This is a genomic window from Polyangiaceae bacterium (assembly GCA_015075635.1).
GTDB lineage: Bacteria > Myxococcota_A > Polyangia > Polyangiales > Polyangiaceae > JADJKB01.
Map to the genome: position 1 here is coordinate 2,519,462 of JABTUA010000003.1, position 13,162 is coordinate 2,532,623.

3 protein-coding genes are annotated in these 13,162 nt (G+C 72.2%); 2 read left to right on the forward strand and 1 reads right to left on the reverse strand.

Annotated elements, in window-relative coordinates; translation table 11 throughout:
• Positions 1–119: 119 nt before the first annotated feature.
• Together HS104_41975 and pbpC are read left to right on the forward strand one after the other, a co-directional pair.
• Positions 120–5,843, forward strand: coding sequence for an Ig-like domain-containing protein (locus HS104_41975; protein MBE7486529.1), 5,724 nt, complete (start codon positions 120–122; stop codon positions 5,841–5,843).
• Positions 5,840–8,239, forward strand: a complete 2,400-nt coding sequence (pbpC, locus tag HS104_41980) for a penicillin-binding protein 1C (GenBank protein MBE7486530.1) — start codon at positions 5,840–5,842, stop codon at positions 8,237–8,239. The genes HS104_41975 and pbpC overlap by 4 nt, the downstream gene beginning before the upstream one ends.
• A gap of 21 nt (positions 8,240–8,260) precedes the next feature.
• Here pbpC and HS104_41985 read toward each other — a convergent pair.
• A partial coding sequence (locus tag HS104_41985) for a hypothetical protein (GenBank protein MBE7486531.1) occupies positions 8,261–13,162 on the reverse strand: 4,902 nt, incomplete at its 5' end.

Below are 13,162 nucleotides of genomic sequence, written 5' to 3' on the forward strand. Positions count from 1 at the left end.
GCCGCAGGGTGGGTCCCGGGGCCCACGCTGGATCGCGGCTCCCGACCGCCTGCCGAGGGAAAGCCGGGTTATAGCCCGGGCACGCCTGTTGCTGACAGGCGACCGGAGGAAGGTTTCGGATGCGAACTGCTCGTTCCAAGCGGCGGCTGCGCCCGCTGTTCGTCGCGCTCTTGCTGGTGGCGGTCGCGTGCGTCCCCGGCGGGGCCACGATGCCCGTCGTCTCCCCCTCGCGCACGCTGTCGCTCGGCGCCGGCGAGGGCGGGCGCGCCGAAGATGGTCCGTTCCGGGTCGTGTTCTCCGGGCCCGAAGGCGAAGCCACCATCGGGGCGGAGCTCAGCGTGGTCTTCAGCCGACCGCTCCGGGCCCTCGACCTGGCGGGCAACGAGGCGCCGCCGCCCATTCAGCTCACGCCGAAGATCGACGGACGCTGGCAGTGGGTCGGCACCCGCGCGCTGGTGTTCGTGCCTGCCTCCGGGCGCTTGCCCGGCGCCACGCGGATCCGCGTGGAGGTCCCCGCGAGCACGCGCTCCGTGGACGGGCAGAGCTTGGGGCAAGCGCATCGCTTCGCGCTCACGACCCCTCCGCCGCGACTGGTGCGTTCGACGCCGTCGAGCGGCGCCCGCGGGATGGAGCCCAAGACGACGCTCGAGCTGCGCTTCAACCAGCCCATCGACCCCGACGTGCTCGGGCGGGTCAGCACGCTCACCGCGACCAGCGGCGGCAAGTCCCGCACGCTGCCCTTCAGTGTCAAGCGCCCGGACCCGCAGCAGCCCAAGCGCCTGCTGGTGACGCCCGGGAGCCCGCTGCCGATCCACTCGCAGCTCGCGTTCAGCATCGGCGAGAACCTGGTCGGAGAAGAAGGGCCGCTGCCCGCCGGGAGCTCCGAGACCGTCAGCTTCGAGACCTATGGGCCGCTGGCGGTGGAGCGCGTGACCTGCAACCGCGACACGCCGAACGCACACTGCATGGCCGGCTCGGGCCTGAGCCTGGAGCTGACGAACGCCGTGAAGGTCAAGGATCTGAAGCGCGCCGTGAGCTTGACCCCCGCGGCGGGGGTCGAATGGGAGACCTGGCGCGACGACGACTCCGAGACCACCTACTCGAGCCTCTCCGCCAAGCTGCGCCCCGGCGCGACCTACACGCTGCGCGTGAGCGGCGATCTGACCGATCGGTACGGCCAGCGCATGGGCAAGGCCTACGTCGAGAAGATCGTCGTCGACGACCTGTGGCCCACCGTCGAGATCGGCGTCTCCGGTGACGTGGTCGAGCCCAAGCTCCTCCGGCCCCTGAGCGTGGGCTCGGTGAACGTGAAGCAATACGAGCTGGTGACCGCCGCGCTCGCGCCTCCTGATCTCCTGGCGCTGGCGGACGTCGAGCGCCTCGACCAGCGTTTCGCCGCGGTCGGCAAGATCGGCGGCGCGAAGCAGCGCACGGTGCGGCCGAACACGCCGGTGAACGTGCTCGCCAAGGAGCTGGTGGATCCGGCCGCCGTGCTGCCGGGCGCGCACCGCGGGCCGATGGCCGTAGGCACCCGCTGGGTGGAGCGCGAGGCGAAGAAGGGCACGCGGCCCGAGCACGAGCGCATCGGCAGCGACGTGCGCCTGCTCCAGGTCAGCGATCTCGCCATCAGCGCCAAGCTCTCGCGGCACGGCTCGCTGGTCTGGGTGACGCGGCTCTCCGACGGCGCGCCGGTGGCCGGCGCCAAGGTGGAGCTCCACCGCCGCGGCAGCCCTGCGAAGACCTACGACGCCGACGCCCGCGGCATCGCGCTGATCCCCGCCGCCGACTACCAGCCGAACTTCTACAAGGACGAGCCGGCCTCGCGCGCCGTGATCGTGGCCAGGAGCGCGGACGACTGGGCGTTTCGTTACGCCTCGGACCAGCTGGATGCGTGGCGCTTCGGTGTGGCCACGGATCTGTCCGGCGAGCAGAAGAGCTACGGCATGCTGTTCACCGAGCGAGGGATCTATCGACCTGGCGACGGAGTCCACGTCAAGGGCATCGTGCGCACGGAGGTCCCGACTGGAAACACCATCCCGAAGAGCCTGCCGCTCGAGCTCTCACTGCGCTCTCCGGACGGCGAAGAGGTGTCGCGGCAGAAGGTCGGCGCGACCCGGTTCGGCACGTTCCACGCCAGCGTGAAGGTGCCGCGCACCGGCGCGCTCGGCAGCTGGCAGCTTCGCGTCGAAGGCTTGGGCGAGGACCGGGGCATCAGCGAGTACTTCGAGGTCGCGGAGTACCGGCCGGCGGAGTTCAAGGTCGGCGCGGAGAGCGACCGACCGGCCTACGTGCGTGGCGACCGCGCGCGCTGGGTCGCCCGCGGCGATTACCTGTTCGGGGCCCCGATGGGCAGCGCCGGCGTGCGCTACACCATCAGCCGCAGCCGCACGTGGTTCGCCCCGCCGGGCAGCGAGGGCTTCGTCACCGACGGCGCCGAGTACTTCGCCGACGCCGAGGACGCCGACCGCGGGGCCTCCCAGCTCGCGGACAAGACCGGCAAGCTCGACCCGCAAGGGAAGATCGGCACCGAGGTCGAGCTGAAGATGCCCGGTCAACGCGGGCCGGAGCTGGTCACGCTGGACGCCGAGGTCACCGACGTCTCGCGCCAGTCGCTCGGCGGCAGCACCAGCGCGGTGGTGCACCCGGGCACGTTCTACGTCGGCCTGCGCCAACTGGACGATTACTTCGTGAACGCGCCTGGCCAGGTCAGCGCCGGAGTGGTCGCCTTCTCGGAGAAGGGCGACAAGCTCCCGGGCAAGAAGGTCACGGTCGAGCTCGTGCGCCGCAAGTGGACGCTGGCGCGTCAGGACGTCGGGGGCGGTCGCTATCACTCCGAGTCGAAGCCCGTCGACAGCGTCGCGGGCAGCTGCTCGGTGCTGACGGCCGCGGCGCCAGTGAGCTGCTCCCTGGAGGTGAAGGAAGGGGGCTATTACCTCCTGCGCGCCCGCGCCACGGACGAGCGCAAGAACCCGGTCGAAGCGGCCCAGGGCTTCTTCGGCATCGGCGCCGGTGGCGCGACCTGGAGGGACAGCGACCGCATGAACGTCGAGCTGTCGCTGAACAAGAAGGCCTACAAGGTCGGTGACACTGCGCGCGTGCTGGTCAAGTCGCCCTTCCCCGAGGCCGAGGCGCTGGTCACCGTGGAACGGGCCGGCGTCTACAAGTCGGAGCGCAAGAAGCTGGTCGGTCCCACGCCCACGGTGGAGGTGCCGATCAGCGACGACCTCCGGCCCAACGCCTTCGTGAGCGTGCACCTGATCCGCGGCCGCAAGAAGGCGCCGCCCGCCGATCGCGGCAAGCCCGACGTGGGCGCGCCGGTGTACCGAGCCGGCTACGCCGAGCTGGTCATCGACCCGGAGGCGCGTCGCCTGAAGGTCGAGGTGCGTCCCCGCGAAAAGGAGCTCAAACCCGGCGCCAAGGCCGAGGTCGAGGTGTTCGTGCGCGACGCCGCCGGCAAGCCCAAGAGCGCCGAGGTGACCCTGTACGCCGTGGACGAGGGTGTGCTCAGCCTGATCGGCTACAAGACTCCGGATCCGCTGCCGGTGTTCACTGCGTCGCGCCCGCTGCAGGTCGCCACGGTCGAGTCCCGCGACTCGCTGGCCAAGCTCGGCCTGGATCTCGGCGCCGTGCTCGGGCTGGAGAAGGGCCAGGAGGGCGGCGACGGCGGCGGCGGACGCACGGCGCGCCGTGACTTCCGCCAGAGCGCCTACTTCAACCCGACCCTGACCACCGACGACAAGGGCTTCGCCAAGGTCGCCTTCCAGATCCCGGAGAGCCTGACCACCTACCGGCTGATGGCGGTGGCGACGAGCCTCGACGATCGCTACGGCTACGGCGAGTCGCGGGTGGTGACCAGCCGCCGCTTGATGGCGCGTCCGGCGCTGCCGCGCTTCGTGCGCGCCGGCGATCAGCTCGAGGCCGGCGTCGTGGTCAGCTCGAAGGGCTTCGGCCCCGCGAACGTGACGGTGAGCGCTCGGGTCGACGGGCTCGAGCTCGGCGGCGAGTCGCAGCGCATCGTGAAGCTCGAGCGCGATCAGTCGGTGGAGGTCCGCTTCCCGATGCTGGCGAAGCAGGCCGGTCGCGCGAAGCTCCGCTTCGACGCCAAGGCCGAGGGCGAGCACGACGCCGTCGAGGTCGAACGCGAGGTGCAGGTGCCGACGGTGATGGAGGCCGTGGCGCTGTACGGCGAGACGGACAAGGCCAGCGGTGAGCAGCTCGGCGATCTGACGGCGATCCGGCGCGACGTCGGCGCGTTGGACCTCTCGGTTTCGAGCAGCGCGCTGGTCGGTCTCGACGCCGGCGTGGAGCAGCTGATCGAGTACCCCTACGGCTGCACCGAGCAGCTGACCAGCCGGCTCTTGCCGCTGCTCCCGCTCAGGGAGCTGGCGAAGGACTACAACTTCCCGCTGCCCAAGAACGTCGGCGCGGTCGTCGAGAAGACCGTGGCCGACATCCTGGGGCGCCAGCGGGGCGACGGCGGCTTCGGCATGTGGCCCGACTCGCCGGAGAGCTCGCCTTGGGTAAGCACCTACGCGCTCTGGGTGCTCCACCAGGCCAAGGCCCGCGGCGCCGCCGTTCCGCCCCGGGCCCTCGAGCAGGCGCGGGGCTACGTCCGCCGCTACCTGGAGCAAGCGCGCGAGGACGAGCTCTGGCTGGCCAGCGCTGCCTTCGTCGTGGACGTTCTGGCGGAGGTCGGCGCGCCGGACACCGGCTACATGAGCCGGCTGTACGAGAGCCGCAAGAAGATGCCGCTGTTCGGTCAGGCGCTCTTGCTCCACGCGCTCGCCGTGTCGAAGCAGAAGCGCGAGATGGTCGACAAGCTGACGAACGAGATCGAAGGTCAGCTGCGCATCGACGCCAACATGGCGTTCGCGAACGAGAATCTGGGCGACGACTACGCCGTGATCATGGATTCGACGGCGCGCACCAGCGCGTTGGTGCTGCGCGCGCTGGTCTCCGTGAAGTCCGGACACCCGCTGGCGAGCAAGCTCGCCCGGGGTCTGGTCGCCGTGCGCAAGGGCGGAGCGTGGCGCAGCACGCAGGAAGCGGCGTTCGCGCTCCTGGCCCTGGACCAGTACCGCCGCTCCGAAGAGAAGGTGGTGCCGGACTACGTCGCCAAGATTTGGCTCAGCGGAAACGAGCTCGCGCGAACCCAGATGCGCGGGCGCTCTCTGGCGGTCGCCGACCACCGCATCCCGACCGGTAAGCTCGGCGCAGGCGGTACGCTGGTGTTCGAGAAGCAAGGCGCCGGCACGCTGTTCTACGAAGCACGGCTGAAATACGCACGTCGCACCTTGCCGTCGGCGCCCCTCGATCGCGGGTTCTTCGTTCAGAAGACGCTGCGCAAGGTCACGCCAGACACGCTGGCGGACGCGATGCGGAGCGTGCCCGACGCGAGCCTGGGCAAGCTCGGCGGCGGAGATCTGGTGATGGCGGACGTGGTGATCGTGACGCCCAGCCCACGGCAGTTCGTCGTGATCGACGACCCGCTGCCGGCAGGGCTCGAGGCAGTGGACGCCAACCTGGCCAACACCGCGGCCTGGCTCAGGGTTCCGCACTCCGGCGAGGAAGAGGGCTCGGCCGATTGCCACGACTGCGACGACGAGTACGCCGACCGCGTGGCCCACGGCAGCGCCTTCCTGGACAGCTGGTACCGGCGCGAGCTGCGCGACGATCGAGTGCTGTTCTTCGTCGATCACATGGCGGCGGGTATGTACCACTACCGCTACCTGGCTCGCGCCACGACGCTGGGGAAATTCGTGGTGCCGCCCACCAAGGCGGAGGAGATGTACACGCCGGAGACCTTCGGGCGCACGGCCGCGTCGCTCCTGGAGGTCAGGTGAAGCGCCTCTGGCGCTCGCCGTGGTTCAGGGCGCTCTCGGGCGTCGCGCTGGCGCCCGTCTGCACCCTCTTGGTCGCGGCCTTCCTCGCGCCGCTACCGGCGGGGCTCGGTGAGGGAGCGAGCGCCGCGCCGAACAGCGTGCGATTCCACGACGCCCACGGGCGCCTCCTCGGCGAGGTGCGCGCCGACGGGGGAGGCCTGTCCGCTCCGGTTACGCTCGACGCGCTGCCGCCGCAGGTGCCCCTGGCGCTCTTGGCGGCCGAGGACGCGCGCTTCTACCGGCATCCGGGCATCGATCCGATCGCGATGGCGCGGGCTCTGGGCCAGGCGCTCTGGCACCGGCGCATCGTGTCCGGCGCGAGCACCATCACGCAGCAGCTGGTCAAGAACGTGACCGGGCGACCGCGCACGCTGGGCGGGAAGCTCACCGAGATGGCTGTCGCGCTCAAGGTCGAGGCGAAGCTCGACAAGCAGCGCATCCTCCAAGAGTACCTCTCCAGGGTCGAGTTCGGCCCCAACGTGCGCGGCATCGAGGCGGCGAGCCGACTCTACTTCGACAAGCCGGCGCACAAGCTCAGCCTCGCCGAGGCGGCCGCCCTGGCTGCGCTGCCGCGTGGTCCGAGCCTGTACGACCCGCGACGCGGTAGCGAGCGCCTCGAGCGCCGCCGCAACCGCGTGCTCGAGCGCATGCTCGACAGCGGCTTCGCGTCGGCGGACGCGGTCGAGCGCGCGCGCGCCGAGCCCATCGTGCTGCACCGGGGCGCGGCCGAGGGCGGGGCCCCGCACTTCGTGCGGGCGCTGCTCTCGGGGGCGCTCGTGCCGGAGCTGTCGGGGCAGGAGCTCTCCGAGATCGCGACGACGCTCGACCTCGCCCTGCAACGCGAGGTCGTCGTGCTCACGCGCCAGACCCGCGAGCGTCTCGCGGCCGTCGACGCCTCAGCCGCGTCGGTGCTGGTCGTCGACAACTCGAGCGGCGACATCTTGGCCTACGTGGGCTCCCCGGACTTCGCCGACAGCCGGGCCCTGGGGCAGAACGACGGCGTGCGCGCGCGGCGCCAGCCGGGCTCGACGCTGAAGCCGTTCGTCTACGCCGCGGGCATGGACCGACTGGGCCTCGGCGTCGCGAGCCTTCTGCCCGACGTGGAGCTGCACCTGGCCACGCCGGAAGGCGACTACTCGCCCAGGAACTACGACGGCCGCTACCACGGACCGGTGCGCTTGCGCGAAGCCCTGGGCAACTCGTACAACGTGCCCGCGGTCTGGGTCGCCCAGGAGGCGGGGCCGGCCCGGGTCCTCGACCTGCTCCGGCGCGTCGGCTTCTCCTCCCTCGATCGCTCGCCAGAGCACTACGGCGCCGCCATCGCGCTCGGCGACGGCGAGGTCAGCCTGGCGGAGCTGGTGAACGCCTACGCGGCGCTCTCGCGCGGCGGGCTGGTCCGTCCGCTCAGAGCGGTGAAGCGAGCGCGACTGGCCAGCGGCGCCGAGATCGCGCTGCCGCCGCTCCCGGAGCGACGCGCGCTGCCCGCCGAGAGCGCGGCGCTGCTCGGGGACGTGCTCTCGGATCCGAACGCCCGAGCAGCGGCGTTCGGGCGAGGAAGCGCGCTCGAGCTCCCGTTCCCCGTGGCCGTGAAGACCGGGACCTCCAAGGGCTATCGTGACAACTGGGCGGTCGGCTACACCCGCGCGGTGACGGTGGGCGTCTGGGTAGGGAACTTCGACGGGCGGCCGATGACCGGGTCGAGCGGCGTCACCGGCGCGGCGCCGCTGTTCCGGGACGTGATGCTGGCGGCCATGCGCGAGCGTCAGCCCGAGCCGCTGATCGACTCGAGCGGGCTCCGCCAGCTGGAGGTGTGCGCGCTCTCCGGCGACCTGCCCGGCGCGGATTGCCCGCACCGAGTGCGCGAGCGGTTCGCTCCGGGGCGCGAGCCACGGGAGAGCTGCGCGATGCACGTCTCCGTCCCCATCGACCCAGCCACGGGGTTGCGCGCCGGGCCCGGCTGCAGCGGCTCGAAGCTCGAGCTCTTCGAGAGCTACCCCGACACCTACCTCGGCTGGGCGAGGGGAGCGGGACGACCGCTCGGGCCGGAGGGCTGGTCACCTCGCTGCCCAGGCGCGCCGGACTCGGGCGAGACCCGCCCGCCCAGCATCGCCTACCCGTTCGAGGGCGCGCGCTTCGTGCACGACCCCGGGGTCTCGCCTGCTGCACAAGGCATCCTGCTTCGAGCTCGCGTCCCCGGTGGCGCTGCGCGCGTGCGCTTCGTGGTGGACGGCAAGCCGGTGGGCTCGAGCGCCGCGCCCCACTCGATCTTCTGGCCGCTCCACCTGGGCGAGCACCGCGTGACGGTCGAGACGCCGGACGGGCGGATGAGCAAGCCCGTGCGGTTCGTGGTGGAGTGACCAAGACTGCCGAAGTCGAGGCTACCCGCCCAGGCCGAGGCGGCGCCGCGCTTCGGCGTACTGCTCGCTCACGCTGAACACGGCGATGTCGCGCGCCTCCGGGTTGCGGACGATCCACTTGAGCCGCTCCCCGGCGTCCTCCGGCGGGCCCTCGGGATGTCCGCTACCCACCGCGATCCCGCGCAACGCGGCGGACGGCGAGCCCATGGCCAGAAGCGCGGCGCGGTTGCCCCACTGGTTCACGGCGGTTCCGAGCTGCGAGGCGCGGTTGCCGATGGAGCCGATGACTTCCATCGCCAAGACCGGCACGTCGTCGTCGAGCTGCCGGACCAAGGCAGCCTTCAGGCGCTGCTGGTGCTCCGCCACCTTCTTCGCGTCGATGCCCGGCGGCTGCCAGCTCGGCGAGAAGGCGCTGAGCATGCCCGCCACCATGGGCCAGAGGTCGATCGGTGCGGTGCGCGAGAGCGAAGACGCCCGCGCCTGGAGCAGCTTCAGGCTGCGGACGACAAGGAAGGTGCGGGCGACGTCGTCCGCGCTCTTGTCGAGCAGCGCGGATCCGAAGACCAGGCGCGGCGGGGCCGAGCTCGCCGGAACGCAGGTCGGGCCGAGCGCCGCCGAGACGTAGACCTCCACGTTGTGGATGCCGAACGCCGTCGCCATCTGCTGGATCTGCTGAGCGACGCCCATGTGCTCCGCCGGAAGCGGCGAGGCGCGGATGGAGCGCAGGTCCATCGGATAGGCGCCGTCCAGCGCGTCGCCTACCTTCTTGAGCAGTGCCCTGAGCGGCAGCGTCAGCAGCTCCGGCGCGAGCAGATCGTCGAGACGCGCGTCGCCCGCCGCCAGACCCGCGCCGTCGAGCGCGGGCTCCTTTCCGGTCAGCGCTCCGAGCGTGGCGTTCGCCACCCGCGCGGCGTCCGTCCCACCCCGCAGCTCCGCCACGGTTGCGAGGGACTCGAACAGCGAGGCGTCGAAGCGCCCCGTGCCGAGCGCGCGGCGCGCGTCGTTGGCGGCGCGATCGAGCAACACGTTGAGAGCAGTCGCCTCGCCCCCACGCCGGTAGAACTCGGCGAGCCCTCGCAGCACGGCGCCGTCCTGCGGCCAGGTCTTGCGCGCCTTGTCCAGCGTCGCCTCGGCCTTCCGCCGGTCCTTCAGGATCTCTTCCTGCACGCGAGCCAGCTCGATGGTGCGATCGCGCTTCTCCTCGGGCGTGCCTGCGCGGTTGAGCAGGTCGGTCTGGAGCTCCAGGGCCTTCTGCGTGTCGCCGAGGCGACCGTAGACCTGCACCAGCTTCTCCATCGCGCCGACGTCGTTCGGCAAGCGCTTGAGCACCTCGCGATACGACAGCTCTGCTCGCTGAGCGTTGGGCATCTGGTCGTCGTAGAGCGCGCCGAGCTTGCGGTAGATTTCGGCCTGCCGCTCGGGCTCCGTAGAGTGGCGCGCCAACCGAATCCAAGCTTGCTCGGCGCCCTCCCAGTCGCCCTCGTGGACGGACAGCTCGGCGAACGCGTCGAGCGCGTCGGCGTGGTCCGGGTTGGCGTCGAGCGCCGCCGCCAGGGCCTCCTTGGCTGCGCTCTTGTCGCCGATGTCCGCCAGCGCCTTCCCGCGGGTGACCTCGAGCGACACGCGTTCCTCGGGATCGTCGGTCAGCGCGATGCGTCGCTCGAGCAGCTCGGCCAGCTTGTCGCGCACTTCGTGCTTGACGTAGAGGTCGCGCAGTCGTGCGAACGTGTCGCCGTAGGTGAGCTCGAGGTCGGCCACGACTTCGAGCGCCGCCCGCCCACGTTCGTCGTCCCCCACCTTGTCGAGCCACAGGCTCGCCGCGTGGTGCCAGGCCTCCGCCTGGTGCGCTTCCACCTTGCTGGCGGCGGCCAGCGCCTCCAGAGCCTCCGCCGCGCCCCGGGCGTCGCCCAGGGCCTCGAGCGTCTCGGCTTGACGGGCCAGGGCCACCGGGTGGTCGGGCACCAGCTCGACGGTGCGATCGAGCAGCGCCTTCGCCTCTTCGAGCTTGCCCAGGCGCATGGCCGCCTCAGCGGCCCGGAGCGCGAGGGTCGCTGCGTCGATGGCCCGCGCCACCCGCTCGGAGAGCTCCTTCTCGGCGCGCAGGTCGAGCGCGTCGTCATGGGTCTCCCGCGCCGCGACACTCAAGCAGCGGAGCGCCCAGAGCGAAGCCGGCTCGTGGGATGCCGACAGCTCCGCCAGCTCGCGCACGCCGGCACGGTTGCCGGCTGCGACGCGCAAGCGCGCGGCGAGGATGGCGTGAGCCGTGGCCTCGTTGCGATCGAGCAGCCCGGCCAGGGCCGCCGCGATGGGCTCGAGCTCTTCGGTGCGCCCGCTCCCCAAGTAGGCGTGCTCGAGCGCGCGGAGCGCGCGGAGCGCCTTCGGGTCGTCCTCCAGGATCGCGTTCTGCCAGAGCAGCGTGCTCGAGGTGTCTCCGCGCGCGCGGTCGAGCTCGCTCAGTCGCTCGTAGAGCTCGCGCTTGACGGCGGGCTCGGTGGCCGTCTTTGCCTCGGCGAGCAGGCGTTCGGCCAGGGCCGCCCCGTTCGGCCCGTATGCCGCCAGGCGCTCCGCGGTCACCCGGGCAAGCTCACTGTCGCCCGCGTCGGCGGCGGCTTGCGCGGCCCGCGCCGCGTCCGAGAGGTCGTCGGCGCGCTCGTATTCCAGCGCGGCATCGAGCAAGAGGCGGACTTTCGCCGCGCCTTCCTGCGACGCTGCCACGGCTTCGCGCCAGCTTCCGCGGGAGTCGCTGGCGACCGGGGACAGCCGCTCGTGGAGCTCGCGCAGCGCCACGTCCTCCGGGCGCGCCGCGCTGGCGGCAGCGAGCAGTCGAGCCGCGCCCTCGCTGTCGGAGTCCGCGACCAAGAGCGCCTCGCGGACGGCGTCGAGCGCCTGCTCGACGGGGTCTTCGGCGCGGGCCCGGCGGCGCCGCAACCACGCGAGCAGCGCTTCACCGTCGCCGCGGCTGCGCGCGTGCTGCTTGCCCAGGCGGTAGGCGAAGGGCAGGGCCGGCGCGAGCTCCGCGGCCCTGTCGAGGAGCGAGGGGAGCTCGTCGGCCTCGAAGCCCAGGCGCAGCGCGGTCTCGGTGAGGAGCAAGGCCTTCTGCACGTCGTCGCCGACGGCTTCGGCCAGGCCCACCAGGAGATCGGCAGAGCTCGCTGGCGAGGTGCCGCCGAGCAGCGCGCGCACCGCAGCCTCCGCCGCCGGGTCCTCCCGCAGCGCCGCCGCGTACTCGCGCGTGGCGGAGTCCGGGTCTCGACCGATCTCGTGCAACAGACCGGCTCCGAGATGGCGGTCCCGCGCACCAGCCGGGTCGTCTGCGGCGATCGTGTTGGAGACCACCTGTGCCACGCGGAACGCCGCGCCAGCGGAGAGCGCCAGCTCCGCTTCCAGCGCGTTGACCAGTGGATCGCCTTCGTGCGCGACCGAGTAGGCTTCGAGCGCCACGCGCATGAGGCCCGGCTCGGCGCCCTCGGCGTGTGCGGCTACGAAGGCCCGTCCCAACGTGATCGAGGTGCGGCTGGCCTCGTCGCCGCACACCAGCTCCGCCGGCGCGTCCGGCGGCCGAGTGGTGGACGCCGCGGCGGAGGCGAAGGGAGCCAGGCGCGGATCGTCACCGAGGACTCCGAGCCAGCGTTGCACCAGCGCGCGCCCACCGCCGGTGAGCGCGGCCAGCGCGACGCGGTCCGCCACGGACAGCTCGGCGTCCTCCGAATCGCCGGCCTCGAGCAGCGCGGAGAGCGCCGAAGGATCGCCTTGCTCGAGCGCGCGTGCGGCCAGCGCTCGTCGCGCCGCGGGAGAGCGAGTCTGCTCGGCGATGCGTCGCAGGTGTTCGATGGCCTGCGGGCGCGTGGAGCCGCTCTGCGCGAGCACCGAAGCCGCGAGCCACAAGGCGCCGAGCTCGAAGCCGGGGAGCACGGCGAGCGCGGCGAGCGCGGCGCCGGCAACCGCCCGGTCGCCCCGAGCGAGGGCGCGCCGGGCGCGCTCGAAGTGTACCGCCGCGAGCGTCGTGTCGGTGGCTGGCTCCGTGTCGGCGCGCAAGCTCGACAGATCGGCCACGGCGCGTCCGAGCACCGCGAGCTCGCCGTCGAGGCCGGGCAGCGCCGTCGGCGCCTTGGAGCTCGCACCGAGCTCGCGGGCGAGCTTCATGACCGGCTGCCTCACGTCCTTCGGATCGACCTTGTGGAGCACTTCCAGGCGGCGGTCGGCTTGGTTCGCGTCCTTCGTGATCAGTCGCGCGACGGCGGCGCCCATGTAGACCGCGTGCGCGCGTAGGCTCGGGTTGGCGCTGCTCTTCGCCTCGGTATCGAGCGCCGCGGCGAGGGTCTTGAAGTCACGTTCTTGCGCCGCCAAGAGCCGGGCCTGGCGCTGTACCAGCGGCGCCGTCGGTGCGAGCGCCAGGGCCTGGTTGGCCAGGCTTCGGGCGTGGGTCGAGTCACCTGCCATCGCGTAGAGCTCGCTCGCGACCAGCAGCGTTCGCGCTTTCGCCCCCGCGTCCTCGGTGCCCTCGGCCTCCGCCACGAACCAGGCTGCACGAGCGAGCCAGGTGTCGAGCCCGTCTTGCTCCGCCAGGTGGACCGCAGCGGGCCGGTCCTCTTCCCAGTTGGCGGGGGTCCACAGCGGCTCCGGACCGAGCTGCCCTGCGTCGATGGTCTCGTCGGCGTCGGCGGGCGTACTTGTGTCCGGCTCCGCGGGCTCCGACTCCACGGGCGCGTGCTCGGGCGCCTCCGGCTCGAGCCCGCCGACCAGCGCGTCGATTTCGGCGTCAGCGTCGCTGGTCGCCGGGGGCAGCTCCGAGAACTCGTCGAGGCCCAGATCGGCGAACGCTTCCGGCTCCGGTGGGGGCGCGGGCGGCGGGAGCTCCGGCTTGGGGGGCTCCGGCTTGCGGGGCTCCGGCTCGGGCGCTGCCACGGCCGCCGGGCGTGGGGG